This window comes from Providencia sp. PROV080 (genome assembly GCF_033688105.1).
In the GTDB taxonomy this organism is placed as follows: Bacteria; Pseudomonadota; Gammaproteobacteria; order Enterobacterales; family Enterobacteriaceae; genus Providencia; species Providencia zhejiangensis.
On the sequence record NZ_CP096346.1, the window covers coordinates 3,631,960 to 3,651,626 of the forward strand.

20 protein-coding genes are annotated in these 19,667 nt (G+C 39.3%); 2 read left to right on the forward strand and 18 right to left on the reverse strand.

All coding sequences use genetic code 11. From position 1 onward, the window contains the following. Positions 1 to 390 precede the first annotated feature (390 nt). The 8 genes from M1F03_RS16350 to M1F03_RS16385 all read right to left on the reverse strand — a co-directional run bounded on the left by M1F03_RS16350 (position 391) and on the right by M1F03_RS16385 (position 7,970). Complete coding sequence (locus M1F03_RS16350; RefSeq protein WP_154623524.1) at positions 391 to 1,164, reverse strand: DeoR/GlpR family DNA-binding transcription regulator; 774 nt, start codon at positions 1,162 to 1,164, stop codon at positions 391 to 393. Between the two features lie 19 nt (positions 1,165 to 1,183). After that, on the reverse strand, positions 1,184 to 1,813 hold the full coding sequence (locus tag M1F03_RS16355) for an epimerase (RefSeq protein WP_251465244.1): 630 nt from the start codon (positions 1,811 to 1,813) through the stop codon (positions 1,184 to 1,186). A 21-nt stretch (positions 1,814 to 1,834) separates the two neighbouring features. Continuing rightward, positions 1,835 to 2,269 (reverse strand): PTS sugar transporter subunit IIA, encoded by a 435-nt coding sequence (locus M1F03_RS16360; protein ID WP_154623526.1) that lies wholly within the window; start codon positions 2,267 to 2,269, stop codon positions 1,835 to 1,837. Between the two features lie 122 nt (positions 2,270 to 2,391). Beyond that, positions 2,392 to 3,198, reverse strand: coding sequence for a BtpA/SgcQ family protein (locus tag M1F03_RS16365; RefSeq protein WP_154623527.1), 807 nt, complete (start codon positions 3,196 to 3,198; stop codon positions 2,392 to 2,394). Between the two features lie 11 nt (positions 3,199 to 3,209). Beyond that, entirely contained in the window at positions 3,210 to 4,523 is a 1,314-nt protein-coding gene (sgcC, locus tag M1F03_RS16370; protein ID WP_154623528.1) for a PTS sugar transporter subunit IIC SgcC, read from the reverse strand. A gap of 17 nt (positions 4,524 to 4,540) precedes the next feature. Beyond that, positions 4,541 to 4,819 (reverse strand): PTS sugar transporter subunit IIB SgcB, encoded by a 279-nt coding sequence (gene sgcB, locus M1F03_RS16375; RefSeq protein WP_154623529.1) that lies wholly within the window; start codon positions 4,817 to 4,819, stop codon positions 4,541 to 4,543. A 1-nt stretch (position 4,820) separates the two neighbouring features. After that, positions 4,821 to 5,936 carry a M42 family metallopeptidase gene (locus tag M1F03_RS16380; RefSeq protein ID WP_154623530.1) on the reverse strand — a complete coding sequence of 372 codons (1,116 nt, stop codon included), beginning with the start codon at positions 5,934 to 5,936 and terminating at the stop codon, positions 4,821 to 4,823. Between the two features lie 288 nt (positions 5,937 to 6,224). Continuing rightward, on the reverse strand, positions 6,225 to 7,970 hold the full coding sequence (locus tag M1F03_RS16385) for an inositol phosphate phosphatase SopB (RefSeq protein WP_282560432.1): 1,746 nt from the start codon (positions 7,968 to 7,970) through the stop codon (positions 6,225 to 6,227). Positions 7,971 to 8,182: 212 nt separating this feature from the next. Here M1F03_RS16385 and M1F03_RS16390 point away from each other — a divergent pair, with 212 nt between their 5' ends. Continuing rightward, complete coding sequence (locus tag M1F03_RS16390) at positions 8,183 to 8,461, forward strand: GNAT family N-acetyltransferase (RefSeq protein WP_154622525.1); 279 nt, start codon at positions 8,183 to 8,185, stop codon at positions 8,459 to 8,461. Between the two features lie 40 nt (positions 8,462 to 8,501). After that, positions 8,502 to 9,395, forward strand: a complete 894-nt coding sequence (locus tag M1F03_RS16395; protein ID WP_251464716.1) for a pirin family protein — start codon at positions 8,502 to 8,504, stop codon at positions 9,393 to 9,395. 102 nt (positions 9,396 to 9,497) lie between these two features. Here M1F03_RS16395 and M1F03_RS16400 read toward each other — a convergent pair whose 3' ends face one another. The 10 genes from M1F03_RS16400 to M1F03_RS16445 all read right to left on the reverse strand — a co-directional run bounded on the left by M1F03_RS16400 (position 9,498) and on the right by M1F03_RS16445 (position 19,596). Beyond that, complete coding sequence (locus M1F03_RS16400) at positions 9,498 to 11,069, reverse strand: AbgT family transporter (RefSeq protein ID WP_154622527.1); 1,572 nt, start codon at positions 11,067 to 11,069, stop codon at positions 9,498 to 9,500. Between the two features lie 743 nt (positions 11,070 to 11,812). Further along, on the reverse strand, positions 11,813 to 12,670 hold the full coding sequence (locus M1F03_RS16405; protein WP_251464717.1) for a hypothetical protein: 858 nt from the start codon (positions 12,668 to 12,670) through the stop codon (positions 11,813 to 11,815). Positions 12,671 to 12,935: 265 nt separating this feature from the next. Further along, entirely contained in the window at positions 12,936 to 13,514 is a 579-nt protein-coding gene (locus tag M1F03_RS16410) for a fimbrial protein (protein ID WP_251464718.1), read from the reverse strand. Continuing rightward, positions 13,501 to 14,004: a fimbrial protein gene (locus M1F03_RS16415; RefSeq protein WP_154623600.1), complete on the reverse strand. Its 504-nt coding sequence runs from the start codon at positions 14,002 to 14,004 to the stop codon at positions 13,501 to 13,503. Before M1F03_RS16415 ends, M1F03_RS16410 begins: the two co-directional genes overlap by 14 nt. Further along, positions 14,001 to 14,489, reverse strand: coding sequence for a fimbrial protein (locus tag M1F03_RS16420; RefSeq protein WP_163863088.1), 489 nt, complete (start codon positions 14,487 to 14,489; stop codon positions 14,001 to 14,003). Before M1F03_RS16420 ends, M1F03_RS16415 begins: the two co-directional genes overlap by 4 nt. Positions 14,490 to 14,498: 9 nt before the next feature. Then, positions 14,499 to 14,996: a fimbrial protein gene (locus M1F03_RS16425; protein ID WP_163863090.1), complete on the reverse strand. Its 498-nt coding sequence runs from the start codon at positions 14,994 to 14,996 to the stop codon at positions 14,499 to 14,501. 14 nt (positions 14,997 to 15,010) lie between these two features. Then, positions 15,011 to 15,532, reverse strand: a complete 522-nt coding sequence (locus M1F03_RS16430; protein WP_163863092.1) for a fimbrial protein — start codon at positions 15,530 to 15,532, stop codon at positions 15,011 to 15,013. A gap of 11 nt (positions 15,533 to 15,543) precedes the next feature. Continuing rightward, a complete protein-coding gene (locus M1F03_RS16435) occupies positions 15,544 to 16,152 on the reverse strand; it encodes a fimbrial protein (RefSeq protein WP_154623604.1) in 609 nt (202 codons plus the stop codon). A gap of 41 nt (positions 16,153 to 16,193) precedes the next feature. Further along, positions 16,194 to 16,922 carry a fimbria/pilus periplasmic chaperone gene (locus M1F03_RS16440; protein WP_251465245.1) on the reverse strand — a complete coding sequence of 243 codons (729 nt, stop codon included), beginning with the start codon at positions 16,920 to 16,922 and terminating at the stop codon, positions 16,194 to 16,196. Between the two features lie 139 nt (positions 16,923 to 17,061). Further along, the gene (locus tag M1F03_RS16445) at positions 17,062 to 19,596 is read right to left on the reverse strand and encodes an outer membrane usher protein (protein ID WP_318840012.1); all 2,535 of its coding nucleotides are present in this window, start codon (positions 19,594 to 19,596) and stop codon (positions 17,062 to 17,064) included. Positions 19,597 to 19,667: the final 71 nt, after the last annotated feature.

Here is a 19,667-nt window from a genome sequence, read left to right on the forward strand (position 1 = left end):
TCACTAAGTTTTAATTGATTTTATTTTATAATTACCTTGTATGATTTAATTTATCAATAGAATTTAAATGCAGCACTCATTTTATAGCGTAAAACTATCAATAAAATCAAGCTACGAGTGCATTGAGTCGATGACTAAGCAAGAGGTGAAAAATAAAAAACAAAAAACATTTACGGATAAATATATTCTATCGTAATGATAATTGACAGAATAAATACCAAATATTGATTTAGTGAGCTGGCTCGCTATTTTCAATCTTATATAGAAATATTTCCTCTTTGAGGAATTGGTTTAAACATTAACACTCCATTTTATTAATAAACCCCATCATAATTTTATTTTAGAACTTAATATACATATTAATGAAATACCATTTTCCACATACCATCGCTAATAGCTGCATTTTAATTCACATCCCGCTTGACGATACCGTTGCTGAATTTCATTGGTAAGCCCACTATCGCTAATAATAGTTTTAATACATGATAACGTTGCTACTGCATGGGGTTCAAACATATCAAACTTGCTATGGTCAGCTAACAAAATAACCTCAGGCGAGCGAGCGATAAGTTTACGCTTAACGCCTACTTCAAACATGGTGGCATTCGTTATTCCCATTTCAATCGATAATGCATCGCATGACATAAAGACACGATCAACGGCAAACGCATTTAGCATCTCTAAGGCTAAACTCTCTCCCACCGTAAAATACCCTGGTCTAATTAATCCACCAATAATATAACTTTCTACATTTGGAAATGCCCCAAGCTGATTCGCAATTTTGATGTCATTACAAATCACTTTCACTCGAATATCCCCCAAACATTTTGCTAACTCTAAACAAGTAGAGCCGGAATCAAGAAAGAAACAATCACCTTCATGAATAAATTTACGGGCTATCAGTGCAATTTCACGTTTAGAGGCACAATTTAAAGAACGCCTAACATCGAACTGAGATTCTTTATCTGTCGTACTATCATCGAAATTTAAGCGGCCATGCGTTCTGGTCATCCCTGGATAGTGTTCAGCGATATACTGAAAGTCACGACGAATTGTCGCTTCAGCACAACCGAATAACTCAACGGCTTGTTGTGTAGACAATTCTCGGCATTTCCAAAGATAGTGCAACATCTGTTGGATCCGATCAGATTTATACAGACTCATAAGCGACCTCTCTCCGAATTTAATCACTGAATTGTTTTATCGTTTTTTCGTAATCATCAGTTGTAAAAAGAGCCCTTCCTAAGACAATATTATTAATTCCCATTTTTTTTAAAAAAGGCATTTTATCTGCACTTATTCCACCATCAACCCAGCATTCCAGTGGGTGAAATAAAGACGACACTTGCTGAATCTTCTCTACCATCAATGGAATAAATTGTTGATCTTCACCATCAGGCTCGCTAGTCATCACCATCACAGCATCTAATTTATCAGTAAGATATTGATAAGGAGCCACTGCGGTGCTCGGATTTAATGCTATCCCTGCTTTTGCCCCTATTTTTTTAATTTCAGCAATAATTTCTGAAGGATTATTCACCGCTTCTGGATGAAAAAAGATCCATTTAGGCGCAAAAGGTGCAAGTTCCCTGACCCAAAATAATGGTTGAGATACCATCAAATGAATAGATATGGCCTGTTTTGTGGCTTGTACGACCGCTTTAACCAACTTGCTACCGAAAGTAATATTATGGATGAAATTACCGTCTTCAATATCCAGATGTAATGACCCAATATTCTGATTAGCAAGTTTATCAATCACAGAGCCAAGGCAAAGTGGATCAGCAGAAGCCAAAGATGGATGTAATATCATCATTACTCCTCCATAAAGAGATTAATATGGATTTAGTACTTTCAAAATATCGCTATTGGTTTTAGCAAAACGAATCTCATCAAGTAATAAGGGGTTATCTACAATTTCAGCGATATGCTGTATTAATCGAATATGGTCATTGCTTTGAATCGCACACACCGTCATCAGTAACCATACGGGATCACAATCTTCATGCCCAAAGACAACCGGTTGTTTTAGGGTAGTTAGCGTCATCTGATTATAAATAGCCCCTTGTTCAGGGCGTGCATGCGGCATTGCAATACCCGGCGCAATCAAATAATAAGGCCCCCAACTTTGGGTATTTTTAATGATGCCTTGTAAATAATTAGGCTCAGCCGCGCCATACCTAATTAAAGGTCTACAAGCTATGCTAAGCGCCTCTTTCCAATCCGTCGCAACCTGATTTATTTGGATCCATTTAGCATCATCAATCATTGTATATTGACTCCTTTAAGGTTCGGTATATGCTTGATTATTGAGCCCTCGCCTAACTTTTGGCGAAGCTTGCGAGGACTCTAAGTATCACGAGGAGATAGGTATTTTGCTTATCTCCTTTCTTATTGCCTTATGCTATGCACTTTCTCCATAAATCTTTCCACACGGGTTTGATCAACAAAGTTGGCAAAAATACCGTCTTTTTTAAATGTGGTCGCAGTGACGCATCCATCAGCAATACTCAATTGCTCTTCCACATTTTCGAGGCACACCCCTGTATTGGCAAAGACCACCGTATTCGGCACCGTATCTTTGACTTGTTTCAAAATCGCACTGTCTGTTTTTGCGCCAGCAGTTAATCCCGAAACACATAATGCATCTGGTTTATTATTAAAAACGGTAGACTTTGCTATTGAGCAGATATCACGTCCACCTAGGTATACCGCAGCTTCAGGTACAATATTAAACAGTGTTTTTACCTCGCTTGCCCCAATACGATGTTGATGGCGAATCGTTTCCCCCACATTGGTATTCCATACGCCAAAATCACTTGCATAAGCACCGGTAAATATTTCTCGGATAAATTTCGCACCTGTCGCCATCGCTAAATCGAATGAAGCGATCGGATCCCAAAGGACATTTACACCAAAAGGTATCCGGATCTCACTCATCAATTGACCAATGATCCGTGCCATTGCTGCGGTTGTTTCTGGCTTGACTTTAGTGAGATAAGGCAGGCTAAATTCATTTGAAAACATCACAGCATCAACACCGCCATTTTGTAGAGCCATCAGATCCTCATAAGCTCTATCAATGACCCATTGCATACTGTGCTGAGCATTAAAGTCAGGATCCCCAGGTAACGCACGTAAGTGACACATAGCAATTACCGCCTTTTCCGTACCAATAACATCCTTTAACCAACTCATTTCCATACTCCTTATTCAGGTAATTCACGATTACGTAAGAAAATAACGACGCAGGCAACAATACCGACAGTTAGCACAACGCCAATAAGACCAAATGACATCAATTCGTAAATAGACCAGCCGAACATATTGCCTACAGACAAGGCACTAATCTGTGAACCATTTTCAGCAAAATTAAAGCCCCCATTACGCGCCATTTCAGTAAAGAAAGGGGCAAATTGTGTTGCAATCAATAAAACGGTGCTCATCACAATCACACCACTCAGTAATGTGCGTAATAAGTCACCACGATGGATTACCGTGGCCATACAGATGAAGAAAGGAGCTACAGGCAAGTCAGCCAGTGGTAACACATTGTTCAATGGCAGAATGCTTGCCAAGACCAGCATGATAGGAATCAGTAGTAAGCCCACTGCAATCGTCGTTGGATGGCCAAGCGTTACCGCGGTGTCCAAACCAATAAATACTTCTCGATCATTAAAATGCTTCTGAAAAAATTTACGGGCACCTTCAGAGATCGGCAGTAAACCTTCGACAATCAAGCGGATCATTCGTGGAAATAACACCATGATCGCGGCAACCGTGATCATTAACGTCGCACAACCTTTAAAATCTTCTCCTGCCGCAAGCCCAAATAATAAACCTAAGACAACCCCGATAATAACGGGATCTCCCACCATACCGTAGCGTTTCTGGATTGCTTGAGCATCGATATTTTTTCCTTTTAAGAAAGGGATCCTTTCATAGATCGAATCAAGAAATACGAATAGAGGGACTGAACTAGAGCCATACCCTTGAGGAATTGAAATGCCTTCTAATCCAACGATTGTTTGTACTCGTTTTGCTGTCCAATCCGCCATTTTTAGCGATAAGATGGCATGACACATCGCCCCTGCGATACCATAAATTAAGCTGCCTGTTGCTATTTGAACAACGGTACCAGTAATCGCATAGTGCCAATAATTATAAATATCAACGTTCATGGTTTTCGTTAGGCGAGTAAACAATAACGTGATGTTAAGTAAGAAAATAACGGGGATAATCATGGCACCAATAGCTGTTGCATAACCAACACCGGATGCAGGTCCCGCACCAACATCAAGCACATGCAGAGATAAGCCAAAACGTTCAATCATAATTTTGATTGGAGGGCTTAGGCTATCAATAGCCATGACGATCACCAGCCCCATTCCGACAAATCCAATACCGACAGTCACCCCTGCTTTAATGGCTTGTAGCCACGGTATGCGAAAGATTAAGCCAATAATTATCATGACGATTGGGACAAATACTGTACCGCCTAAAGAAAGTATATAGTCAAACATAACGTCACCTATGAGGTTTATTGTGATAACAACGTTTTAATTTTTTGTTTTAGTGCATCGTCATTAACGCCTGTGAGTAAGGCCGCGCCATTCAATGTTGGTACGCCATAATCTGTATCCGTTTTCATTGCAGTGATAATCAGATCAACACCATGGCTATTGAGTGGAATTTCATTTAAACAGCATTGTGAAGTGACGATTGGGATCCCTTCACTTGCCAAGTAATCTTGCAGTTTTTGAGCAATCATTGTGGACGTAGACATACCCGTTCCACATGCAACGAGGACTTTTTTCATTTTAATTAACCTCTTGGTTATAGTCTGAGTCAGACTCGATAGGAAACTGATTAGCTGGAAGTGTGGCTAAAGCAGTTAATAACCGAATGCAGTCACTGAGATCACGTAAACTCGCAACTTCAGCCGGTGAATGTGTGTAGCGGCATGGAATAGAGAGGCTTGCACAAGGAATGCCATCTTGCTCAACTTGAATATAGCCAGTTTCAGTGATGACACCTGGAGCAACTTCTCTTTGTACTGGAATATGGTTTTTAGACGCCGTTTTTTCTAACATATTGATCAAACGAACAGGTGTGACTAGCCCTGCAAGGGTGCCTCTACCGTGATAATTTAAGCAAGTAATGCCGACCCCCTTATTGATGACTAAATCCGAATAGTCTTGTAAGTCTGGGGTATCGCAAGAAGGGGTAATATCGATTCCAATAGCGAGGTCAGGCTTTACACGGCGTAGTACAGGCAAGATGCCACGAATATTGAATTCCTCCTGTACTGAGGCAACAATAAATACGGCTATATCTAGTTTTTTATCTTTAATTGCATCGGCCAAACCCAGCAACGCTGTACAGCCAAGTCGATCATCTAATGCTTTACTGCAAACCATGTCATTACCCAGTTCTTGGGGTGGGTTATACAACGTAATTGGTGTACCGACTTTGACTCCCATCCTTTCAGCATCTGCTTTATCTTTCGCTCCTATATCAATCCATAGCTGATCAATAGAGGGAGATTGTGTACGTTCATCTCCTTTCGCGAAGTGATAAGATTTAATACCAATACATCCAGGTATTGAGCCAGATTCACCGGCAAGGCGAACCACTGAACCTGACATTGTCACCTGTGCAGGCCCGCCGACTCGTTCGAAACGAATAAACCCTGACGATTCAATTTTTCGTACCATGAATCCCACTTCATCCATATGCGCAAAGACCATTAAACGCAGTGCTTTTGGATCTTCACTTCCGTAACGAGCAACGACATTACCGAGGCGATCCTGCCAAAGGTCTTTAGCACTGGTTTTGAGATGTTTTTTCATCACATTTGCGATAGGGGCTTCATGACCTGAAATACCGTCTAAGGTCAGTAGGGAAAAGAGTGTGTCTCGAGTAGAAAATACCATAATCATGATCTCATATTGACTAAAGCGACATAAACATGAGCGATTTATATGCAAAAAAAGGCGGGGTTATTGTGATGATAATCACATCAAGTCATTAAAAATAACATTATGAAACAATTTTGTGACAAAAACGAAACAATTTCACTCACTGTGATTGCGCTAAATTTTTTAGCCTATTACTGATATCCGTATTAATCTCTACCTTGACGGTCAATAAATATAAAAAATATCACTTTGTCATTATTGAATAGGGCACTGGCGTACCCTTTAGATCAATAGAAAATGCGCTTAAGATAAAGATGAAAAGCCTTTAACTTGTTGTCGGATAAATCGATCACCTATACGCGCATCATAAGATAGGGCCATTGGTTTCAAATAGAGAGGGAGATCTTTAACAACCTTGTTGCCAACAAGACCTGTGTTATATTCCTGTATTTGTAAATTGCCGCTCTGTAACAACACATCTTGGAAAAGCTGGCGTTCTTCACTGATTAATTTACTGCTAGGTTTACCTAAATGCTTATTTTGATGATAACTCAGGGTCTCACGTTTTATTTCAGCATCGAGCATTCCCGTTCGGTCTTTACCGCTTTTACAGTTCCAACAAGGCACCGCATCAATTTCATAAGTTAACATAACAATACGTTGGGCCATTTTATAGGGTTCATTTGCATCCTTGTTATATGAGCTATTTTTCCAGATATCTCTTATCTGTTGACATAATATTTCTATTTTTTGGCGATTATCAGCGTGTGGATTTTCAGATAAATAGTTGCCAACCCATCCACCTAGATGATTATTCTCTAAATAATCATCGCCCATTATTTTTTCGAACGCAGATTTGTTTAATTGATGAAGATTATTTTTCTTATACGTTATACAACTAGATAATCTATCAGATATACCATCCGAGACCCTATTTATCATCGATAATGATAATTCGTTTACGCCAAAATTTAAAATTGCAATATCAAGCTTAATTTTAACTTGTTTTAAGTCTCCTTTCTCATCTCGAATGTTTAAATGCACAAACGGGTCATTATTCAAAGAGTCCCAAGCAAAAATTTGGTCATCTAACATGCTTGTTTCACCAAACAGATATGTGAGCAAAGAAGTCGAAGAGATCCTTAATGTCACCACCTCATTATTTAATGCTTTCTTATAAAGTTCAGGTTTAGAATAAAGGGCGGCGATAACGACTTCTTTCGCTCTATTTTTAGCACCTTCCTTACGTAAAAAACTCCCTTCTGGGAGGGAGAAAGGGGATAATACACCATGACGAATGCCGGTAAACAATGAGTTTTGTTGATCATCTTTAACGTCAGAAACCCATAAATTTACGGCATGAACGGTTTCATCACTCGACTTAGAGCAAATACCTTTATTCTGATAACTACAATCATAAAATATATCATTATCAGCGTTATTATATTTCATTTTTGATGCCGGTATTAATACAAAAGAGTATTTTTTATTCCCGTATACTAACTCCGTTTCAACAATCTTCCATTCTTTACTATTGAGAATATCTTTGAATTCGTTATTAAATAATACTTTTACTTCCTCTAAAGAGATTTTATGATTATGACCTTGCATTTCATTATGAATGAATCGAATTAAATATTTTTTGAAATCTTTAGCCTTATTTATTTCTTTTGGATTAAGTAATCTGTTCTCGCCATGAGATAACTCATTTAACTCTTCAGAGATACTTTTTAAACCATCAGCAGACACATTAAACTTTCTCAATATATTTTCTGCCACATTGACAAGACTGTTTTGAAATTGAATAAGTGCGTGTTGACTTTGTGTTACTCTGTCTAGAGTATGTTTATCACTACCGCTAGCGACAGGACAAGGAATAGCCCCATTAATTTTATTTTTTAAATTATGGCTTTTAAATAAGTTATTAACTGAGGTTATACCAAGAGAAAAATCTTTTCCGGTACTGGTTTCCGCTTTTGCTTTTTCACTTGAAAGCAAATGATAACGACAATCCAAGTATGGAATGTGATTGATAAATTTTAAATACATAGAGTTTCTCCGTTGAAAAAATAATATTCAACATAAAACTATTTTATAAATATATAAAAAATCGATTTTCTCTTTTTTTATATCCTTTTTAATAAAGACCATTCAAAATATTTGAATAGTTTGAGCAAAAGAACCTCATTGTATTTATACCTAATCTTATCTAAGCTAAATTCCATAGGTTTTTTATTCTTAACGGTATGAGCAGGTATAATATGAACAACATCCAATCTGACCATCACAGCTTTTTTATCTTATCGGATGATAAAAAAAATCGTCTTGCTGAGATTACCTTTGTCTATACCGGAGACGAACTCGCGATTATTGACCATACCGTCGTTGATGAACGTTTAAAAGGACAAGGAATAGCTAAACAGTTAGTCGCAAAAGTGGTTGAAAGAATGCGTTCTGAAAAGCGTAAAATTATTCCATTATGCCCATTCGCCAAAGCGATATTTGATAAAACGCCTGAGTATCAAGATATCCGTCACTAAATCTTATCTATTTGCCAATATTCCTAAAGAAGAGGTGCAAATGAGTATCACAAATGAATATAACCCACAACCGTTCCTACATATTCATGCACGCATTAAAGATGTTGGCGGGATCCCTGTCGCGAGAGTTTTACCGACCAAACAGCGGCGTTTAATTGGTGCTTGGTGCTTTCTCGATCATGCGGGTCCGACGGTATTTAAAGGTGATGCAGATGGTATGCGCGTCGCCCCTCACCCACATACTGCACTGCAAACCTTTACTTGGATGCTTGAAGGCGAAATTCTACATCGAGACAGTTTAGGCTACGAACAAGTGATCCGCCCAGGCCAAGTTAATTTGATGACCGCCGGTAAAGGCATTAGCCATTCTGAAGATACCTATGGCGACAACCGCCATTTACATGCGGTGCAGCTATGGATAGCACTGCCAGCAGCAATGAAAGATATGCCACCTCGCTTTGACCACTACCCTACTTTGCCTAAATGGTCAGTTGGAGATATTACATATCAATTACTCGTTGGGGAGTACGATACTTATAAAGCACCGACATTATCGTTTTCTTCTTTAGTAGGCTTAGATATCACAACCCACAGTAACCACGCATTGTCATTAACACTACGCCCTGATTTTGAATACGGTATTTTCATTATTGAAGGTGATGCCATTATTGGTTCCCAGCATAGCCATCGCAATGAATTAATTTATTTAGGTAAAGGCCTGACTCAAGTCTCACTACAACTTTCAGCAAATAGTCATATTCTGTTATTAGGTGGAGAGCCACTTAATGAGTCTATTTTAATGTGGTGGAATTTTATTGGACGGACCAAGGAAGAAATTACGTCTGCTATTACAGAATGGAATCTAGGCGATTCTCGATTTGGTAAGGTCATTAACGACGAGCGAGAGCCAACTCTTTCTCCGCTAATGCCATGAGTAAATCATCATTTCCTGTAACATGAGTGGCTGTTCAGCTATTTTTATTGGCTAGATAAAAAAGGTAGCCATAAACTCTGGCTACCTTTGCGTTAATCACTATTAGCTACCAGGTGTAAAATAAATCGGGGAGCCCGGCCCTACAGGTAATCCAAGTACAAATACCCAGATAACAAAGAATAATGACCAGCCAATAAAGAAGATGATTGAGTAAGGCAGCATCATTGAAACGAGTGTACCGATACCTGCATCTTTCTTATATTTGACCACGATAGCCATAATCAAGCCGAAATAACTCATCATTGGTGTGATAATATTTGTGACTGAATCACCAATACGATATGCCGCTTGGATGGTTTCTGGTGCATAGCCTGCTAGCATTAGCATTGGGACGAAAATCGGTGCAGTGACAGCCCATTGCGCTGAAGCAGAACCAATCATTAAGTTAATAAAGGCACAGATAATAATAAAACCAATAAACAGAACTCCACCATGTAAATCGATGCTGTTTAAGAAGTTAGCGCCTTTTACCGCGACAACTTGCCCAATATTGGTCCAACCAAAAAATGCCACAAACTGTGCCGCAAAGAAAATAATCACCAAATACAGCCCGAGCGTACTCATTGCATTAGCCATTGCATCGACGACATCTTTATCAGAGCGCATCGTTTTTGCAACATAACCATAAACAATGCCCGGCACCGCAAAGAAGATAAAAATAAAGACCACGATAGATTTTAAAAAGGGCGAATTACTGACTAAGCCTGTTTCTTGGTTACGCAAAATACCATTTTCAGGCACGACCATGAGTGCTAATAGCGCCGCTAATCCCCAAAATGTTACGGATGCCCAAAATAGTGCTTTTTTCTCAAGAGGCGTGACTTCAGCATCGGCACGTAATTTATCTTCATCTTCGTCGACCCCGCCGCCTTGATATGGCCCTAATTGTGGCTCAACAATTTTCTCTGTAATGAAGTAACCCAAAATAGTGATCAAGAATGTGCTGGCAAACATAAAATACCAGTTAGCTTCAGCCCCTACGGTATATGTAGGATCAATAATTTGTGCTGCTTGCTGTGTAATACCTGATAATAATGGGTCAACTGTGCCTAATAGCAAGTTTGCAGAGTATCCGCCAGAAACCCCAGCAAAGGCTGCTGCAAGTCCTGCAAGAGGATGACGGCCTAATGAGTGGAAAATAATGGCAGCAAGAGGTATTAACACGACATAGCCTAACTCAGCTGCGGTGTTTGACATAATACCAGCAAAAACAATCGCCATTGTTGTTAGTTTACGTGGTGCTTTGATGACCACTAAACGCATAGCTGCCGATAAAAGCCCTGCTCGTTCCGCGATACCAACCCCTAATAAGGCAACAAGAACAGTACCTAACGGCGCAAAACCAGTAAAGTTGCTAACAACATTTGAAAGAATTTTACGAATGCCTTCGGCATCTAATAGGCTGACAACATGAATAACGCCATCTGCGGCACGGCCTTTTGCCCCTTCAGGACGGGGATCAGCCACACTAATACCAAAATATTGTCCGACTGCTGATGAGACCAATAAAATTGCAGTTAAAATAATGAATAAAATGACTGGGTGAGGCAATGCATTACCTAGCCATTCTACTGTGCGTAGAAAGCGGCTCCCATCTTGTTTTTTTTGTTCCATATTTTCTCCTTATAAACAAGAGAAATGGACATTACACAATGTTTTGTGCTTTAGCTATTTTCAAAAATATAACGCTAACCTAACAAAACATTTATTTTTAGTTTTTAACGTTAGTTAAACACAAATAAAATCACAAAACACAGTATAAAAATACAAGATTACTTAAATATTTAAATAAATAACGCATTAAGTTAAAAATAACGATAATTAGTGAAAATGTGGTTCAGATAACAGTTTTAAGCGGTTTTCTCGGTGACTGAAAGCATTTTTCAGTTAAAAATAGAATAGTTTTCAGTATTTTCACTACAAACTAGATACGAAATATCCGTATCTACAACAAGATTTTCCCTACTAATTACAAAAAGAATAATAAACTAAGTTATCTTTTTTATGCCCGATTTTTGCTATCATGCCATCACTTTCAGATACTCTCTCATTTTTGAAATCTCGAATAATCTTCTATTGCTGCAAGTTTTCGTTTCAATACCGTTATCTATTTAAATATTAATTTAAGTTGAATCTATTTTCGCATGATTAAAACCATCAACATTTCATCTTCATCCTGAATATGATTGCTCAATGAGAAAAAGTGCAATTATCACACATATTTATTAACATATTTATGATATTATCCGTTATCTACTTTTAATCTCACGCGATTAATTATGACATCGAACCATTAATTTAGACGATAGAATTAATAAATATTAGCGCTAATATTAATAAAAACCAGTCACAACAGCTTATAATGCATCTAATACTAAAATACCATTTGCCTTTGATACCCCAGATTTTGTTGCGCTACCTTTTAGTTTAGCGTTAACGGCTATTGTACTATTGACTAAGTTATTAAGTGAAATTCCAGCACCATTCGCGTTCACTTGAATACCATTTAATGATACTTGTGCAGAAACGCCATTTCCGAAATTCAACAGCCCATTTGTAGCATTACTCGCCGTCAACCTTAATTGATAATTTCGAGCTGTGCCAGAAGTACAGGAAATATTCAGACGAGTACTTTTTTCAAGCCCTTCAGCTTTTAAACTCGATGAGGAATAATTAAGATTTAAGTTCTGGCTATTTAAACTACATGAACTTAACCTATTTGGTCCCCCTTTAGACTGACCACCACTATTCGAAAAATAGATTAAGTATGTTTTATTCACCTTGTCAAAACAATTAATCCCAACCGACACATTATTCTCATCCCAAGGTAACCATTTTGAAGGTATTCTATTGTCTGTTAATTGTAGTCTCATACCGCCATTAAACACTTTACTGGCCCAGTTTAAACCTGCCATATGACTCAGCGCCTGACCATCACAATTAATATTATAACTTTCATAACTAACCCGATTACCTAAGGGATCAAAACCTTGATCATCAAGAAGCGTTGGTTCTACGCTCACTCTAGCACGATCGTTATGTATTTCTTGCGAGCACTCAGCTGTTTTACAGTCAGTAAATCTAACAATATGATAGGTGACTAATCCTTCCGCCCAGACCGTCATGAATGGTGCGGTTGTTTGTTCGGCCGTAACCGTGAAGTCAGCAAATGAACTCAAAGGCACACACGCTAATATTAAGTGAAAAATTCTCATATATATCCTATTAAAAACATTATACTTTTTATAAACTATAACTCATTTTTCATGTGGAAATTAAAACTAAAATTTATTATGATTTTTATCATTCATTAAAAAAGCAAAACCAAATTATCTGCTTTAGAATTTGACACATTAGCTTTAGCAATAAATATAACTGTCTTCATAATTGATTGAGACATTCAACTCTTTAAGTCAGCTCATAAATTTTGTTTTATTAAACAAACCCTATTCGCGCTTAATTCACTAAATGAGCCAATTTTTATTCATACTCTAAAACAAATTTTGTTGTTACATAGAATTCACCTCTGCCTATTTTTTTTGTTAATAGTGCATTGGGTTCACCTTGTATATACGCTTTTAAATTTAAATCATTGCCATTTCCAGTATGAAGGTTCTGTATATAGCTATGTACCTTATTTAGGATAATTGGCGTTCCATTTTCAGTTTCTAATCCAATAGCTATCCCACTAGCTTGACTACCGCGATCTAATGCTAATAAACCTGGAAGCGCTAAATTTTCATTTCCGGTAAACGTTACTCTCACTTCTTTTCCCAATACTAAATCACAATTCATTAAACGGATCGTAAAAGGCTGACTATGTGTTCGTGTATTAAGATATAAATATTTATCAACAACGGTGCCAAAATCTAACTCAATATTTTCATCTCCAGGATAAACTTCACAAGCATCTTCAACCAAAACGCCATCAAATTGTACCGTTTCCGCTTGTGATACCCCTGAAAAGTTCAACAAATAACCAACGAAAATAAAAGAGCATAATTGGCATAGCCTATAGCTCATATTCTTTGTTTTAAAAATTAATTTATTGAAAATCAATGGTCAATGCTCCTGTTGCCGTAAAATCATCCCCTATAAGTTCTGTGCCCGCGAGTTTAATAGGCACCGCAGATAATTTTGGGGGGGCCGCTGGGTTAATCGAAAATGCTTTATTCAACTCTAATGCCTGACCATCCTTTTGAATTTGCAAACCGAATTTACCATTATTTAAAGCGCTGACCGTTCGCAATGTCGCCTTATCAAACCCATTTCCAGCTTGAGTACCACTAAATGTTAGTGTGACATCCCAAGGTTGATTTAAATCACCTAGACAGTCCAATTGGTAAGGAATCTCTTGTTTAAACCTATCACCGTCAACTTTACGTACTCCCACCTTACCAAATGACACCTGTATTGGTTTATTTTGGTTAAGCTGACACACAGGAGGAATAATTAAAGTGCCGTCAAATACCCAATTTGCCTGAGCGGATTGTCCGGCTAACATCAACATGTCAAACACAATAAAACAGATGACTGCGAATCGTTTCATTGATAATCCACCTTCAAGGTTGCAAGTGCCGTAAAATGACCACCGTCTGTGTTGCTGTAATTAGCAGTGCTATTCTTTATTGGTGCGACTTTTAAAGAAGGTAGTGCACTGTATGTAAATTTAACGGGTTGATTTATCGCTTGCCGAGAACCATTAATATAAAACACTATGCCTAATTTACTATTTGATGTTTTCAATGCCCCATTACTATTAAAAGTTGTTTGCTCACCTTTCAACGTTAATGTCAGATTGTTTTTAGCTAATTCTGAACAGGTCAGGCTTAACGGCAAATCCTGTAAATAATGCGTTCCATCTATCCGAGTTAATAAAATATCGCCAAAATGAATTGATTCTTGGTTATTATTATTCAAGATGCATTCTGGGGGAGTGACGATAAGATTTCCACGTAGGTTGATATTTACCCCTAAAACCGGAGCAGTACCGACAAAATATAATATTACCAACCACCAACCTGGGTATTTCATATTTTCTCCTTAGCGATAATCGACCAACATGGTTAATATGCCACTAAAATTACCGCCATCGGTTAACACACTACCAATTGGTTTCACTGGGATCGCATATAAAGAGGGCATTGTTCCTTTATAAGTAAAATTCAATACGGCTCCGTTATTCAAACGGGTATTATCCTGATATATCGCAATTCCCAAATTTGTTAGGTTGGTCTTTATGACATTCTGCCCATTAATCGTGGTTGCATTCCATCCCAACGTCATTTTCACCGCATTGCTATAAATGTTGATACAATTTAATTCATATTCAATCTTTGTACGTTTATAGCTGCTATTATCAATCAAGGTTTCGTGTATATTGCCAAAATCCACATCCGTTGTGCTTCCTCCATTAATCGTGCATTCTGGCGGTGTGACCACTAATGTGCCATCAAAATTAACGGTCAAAGCATGAGATAATACAGGGTGGAGACCTACAAATAAGCCTATCCCAAGCCAATAGATTATATGTTTTTTCATACTCATTCCTTAACCTATTGGTAATTTAAGGTCATTGTCATCACACCGGTAAACCTACCCGCATCCGTAAGCATTTTTCCTGTTGGTTTTGTAGGTACTGCATATAATTGTGGCGATGAACCGTAGGTAAAATTAATGGCTGAATTATTTCTCACTCGAGTGCTATCACGATAAATGGCTATCCCTAAATCCGTTCGATTGGTTTTTATTGTTGATTCACCATTTAGAGTTAATTCATTCCAAGACAGCGTCATAGTTAAATTGTTTTTTTCAAGCCCCGTACAAACAAGACCATAATTAATTGGCATCCGCTTATAGCTCGTTCCATCAATAAGCCCTTGCTGTACTTCACCGAAACTAACCGACGTGGCCTGATTACCATTAAAAGTGCACTGAGGTGGCATCGTAATTGTTAATGTCAAATTGAGATTAGCTGTATCCGCTTTAGCAAATATCATCACACTACTTAATAACAAAATAGTGACGAATAACCGCCGTTTTTTTAATGTATAGAGCCTAACATCTATTAATTGCATCAGAATGTCCTCTATTCATAGCTCACTTGAAAACGGATCAATGCACGATAAGCACCAGACCTTAACTCTGCGGTTGTTCGTACTGGGGTTATATAGTAGGTCAATTGATTATGCCCTGAAGAAATCAACTGAGGGCGGCTGTATTGCCCCAATGTTATTGGGTTACGTTCAGCATCACTCAATCGCAATCCCATTCCTTTTGCGCCTAACACAGACACTAACTGCTCATCTTGGGCGTCCGTCGGTGCTAAAAAACGAATTTTCATCGCTGGCATATCTGGGCTCCATAAAACATTGCCCGCTTTATTGCGACTTCGGCTTTCCCCTCTTAAGCAATCTTCTAGCCGTAACTGTATGGCTATAGGAGTCCCCATTTGACCCACTTTCTCTACTTGCCCCGTTCCTATCGTTCCTAAATCTACGGTTTGGTAGGTAGAAGGCATCGCCAGTCGGCAAGCACTTTCGGTTAACGCTCCCTGCACATATAACGCGCCATGAGCCCCATCCACATCCCAGTTATCCACCTTATCTAAGGTGCTCCCCAGAGCAGAGCTCGTAAGTAAAATCCATCCTAAACAACTCAACGGCATACCCTGGAGAGTTCTATGAGCTACTGTCATGACGTTCCTCTGTTATCTAATCCGTTCTTAATCCGTCTGTCCTAGTTTTTCTCAGGAACTACATGGCAATTAGGACCTTGGCATGTAAAGGTCAATGTTGGCCGACCACCATAATCATTGATATACGTCAGCACAGGACTCGTTCCCAATGCATTCGCACTTCCTGCTAATGGTTGGCGACTTTTTGGTGCAACCATCACTGGCTCAAATCCAGAGACTGTTGCTCCTTCTTTACGTGGCGTAGCATCTACAATTGTGACGTAATAAGGTGTTGGATTAACCAGTGTATATTGGTCACCTTGCCGATTTAGCGTCACTTTTTCTTGCCATGGATTATCCCTTTGTTCGCGAGTTGGAATGATCGCTTTTGGGCGATAAAACAACTTAATGCGCGTTTGTAATGCGAGTTGCAATGTGTTCGGTTTATCACTTTTTGGCGGAATTTCGCGCAAGTTAAAGTAATACACTGATTCTCTATCTTGAGGGAGTTTAACAACACTGGGTAATGCTTGAATTTTGACTTGGCTTTTTGCCCCAGGCTCAATCCGCTGCACGGGAGGAAGCACGGTAAATGGGTCGCTAACTTTTTCACCCTGCCCATTTTCAATCCAACCTTGAGCTAAATATGGCAGCTGTTTGTTTTCATTACTGACATTCAGGCTTATTGACTTATCTTCACCGGTGATAATCGCTCTTGTTCTATCCAGTGCAATGGCAGCATGCGCGTTGGGTAACATCATCGATGAAAAGACGCCCCCTAAAAATAACATTGAGGCACGATAACCTATTGTTTTACTTATCATATAACTATCTTCCTATTCTTATCACTTTAAAGGTAAGTTGTTTCACTATCTGGCCAGCAGATGCACTCTGTTTCCGTCTATCCACACAATCACTCTTGCTTGTGCCTCACTGATTACTGGAAAGCTGGCATGGCAATAACCAACGAGATAACAGCATCTCTCCTTCAGGTAGCTGATCGGGTAAGGTGATCTCACACTGTACCTGCTCATCCCAACGTACTTTTAATACATCTTTAGGATTCAAACCGGTTAAATAAGTCACGCCATCATCACCAACCATGCCGACATTCTGTCCACGTTTATTCAGTACTGTCGCCCCAAACGGCGGCGTATCGTCGTTCGATAAACGCAATACGGCCATTCCACTATGCCCAGCCACGACCTCAAATTGACGATAACCAATCGCCCCTTCGGTTAAAGTGCCTTGTTTTATCGACTGAGACACCTGTGCGTTTTCAGGTAACGAGTTCAAGTCCACGCTAATTTGGTTGCGGTAATAGCTATTCACATCAGTGATGACAGCCTGCCCAAAACGGTTGCTTCGTATCACTGAGCCATAACCACGTAATGGAATATCTGCAACACCATCCGTATCAACAAATATCCGCGTTCCACCTAATTGGTTATTTCTATGCATCACAGCGCCATTTTCTGTGGCAGTAAATCCGCCTTGAAATGACAAGCCAGCGGAGCGATAGCGATCTTGTTGATACGTTGCATTCGCATTGACTTGAGCTAAATCACCTTGATAAGTGTAATAACCACTCATCAGCGCACCTGATTGCGCCCACCCCGTACTTAACTGGTAATTGCTACGTTCATCGAACCGGTTGTAGTAGCTAATACGCTGAGTGCTGTCACTTTGATCCCAACTACTATTCAGGCTAACAGACCCCCTATCTCCCCATGGTATGGAGAGTGAAGCGTACATACCATCATCATTTATTCCGCGATAGCGGTTGCGATAGCCCGTTACATTGACACTTAAATTTTTCCACTTATCGACATCAAAATAGCGCGCTAACGAGATGCTATAACGATCGTTATCCGGCTGATCCCAATATGTTTGATGATAATAATTAACGTATGCACTCAACCCAGTTTCAGGAAATTGCTGGTTATACGAGAGGGTATACATCTCTTTACTGTTGTATTGACGCACTTCAGTAGCCTGTGCCTCTAAATACTCAGACATACTCATAAAACCTTGTTCGGAAAAACGGTACCCAGCAAAAGTCACTTGGCTGTTATAAGCATCAAAGTGTTTTGAATAGCTCAAGCGATACGAACTTCCCCGATAAGTTTTATCACCGATATCCTTTAAGTCTTTTAAATGAGCACGCGCATGCGTTACATCAAATGAAAGAGCCCCGAGCACCTTTAAATCTCGCCCAATACCAAAAGCAGCAGAGTTATAATTCTCTGAGGTCATTCCGCCACCAAACAGAGACCAACCATTATTCACTCCCCATGAAAACTCACCGCTAGCAAAGTTTTCTCCTCTCACTTGGTGGCGCCAATCAGTGGGGCGACCTGCCGCAAGCTTATAGCGTAGGAGTCCAGGTCGAGTCAGATAAGGTACGCTCGCAGTATTTACAGTGAATGTTTGTGTTGAACCGTCTTGTTCTTTCACTTCGACATTGAGCTCACCCGTCAGTGCGTCATTCAGGTTTTGAATACGAAAAGGACCTGCTGCAACTTGAGTCTGATAGATAATTCGCCCTTGTTGGCTCACAATCACGGTTGCGTTACTTTTGGCGACGCCTGTCACTTCAGGTGCATAGCCTCGTAAATTTGGCGGCAACATATTGCTATCAGTCAGTAAACTCAGTCCCGTAAAGCGAAAATTGTCGAAGATGTCAGAACTCAGGTAGTCCTCTCCGAGTGTCAATTTAGCGCCTAACGGTTTAACCGAGCGGTACATGTAGTAACGGTTCCAATCTAACGATGACGTTGAATCTTGACCTTGTTGCTTATCAAAGCGCAGCTGCCAGTCAGCTCGTACTCGCCAAACATCTAAGTTAATCCCCATCACCCCATTACCACTGGCGTTGTAGCTGGTTTGCAGTCCACTTCTTGTCTGTTGGCCAATTTGCATATTCAAGTTATAGTCAAGTAACGCTCCTGGTATCCCCTCTTCCCAACGAGCTGGAGGATCCCAGTTCTCCGCCGTATACTCTAAATAAGCTTGCGGTAAACTAATGTATAAAGCCGAGGAGGCTAAATCGGCTTTGACTTCCATCCCTGGGAGGCTCTCTAATGACAAACACTGATCTTGATGCCACCACTGTAATGTCGGCAATAAATTAGGCTTAAGACCGAGTTGTTGCACTAATGTAGGGCTTAAACATGCTTCACTTTCATTCCTCTGGTGTTCTGGCGCATAATAAAAAACAGTTTGTTCAGGAATACTTTGTTTATTTAGAAAAATAGTAAAACTGTATTCTCCGGGCATTAAATAACCGGGACGAGAGAACTGGCTTAAATCAATATTCGCCTGATCATTGACGTCCAAAATATCGGTATTAAATTCTATTTCAGTCGCATTTGTTGTTAAGCTGATGACCAAGGTTGCAAGTAACCCTGCTCTGTATGGCTGAACAAATCGTAATAACGGCGAATAAATACAATTTAGGGTCATGGTATCGACCTTCTTATATATTCTTTTTTCGTGATGTCATTGCATGATTGAATTGAGTCATCTTCCCTGAA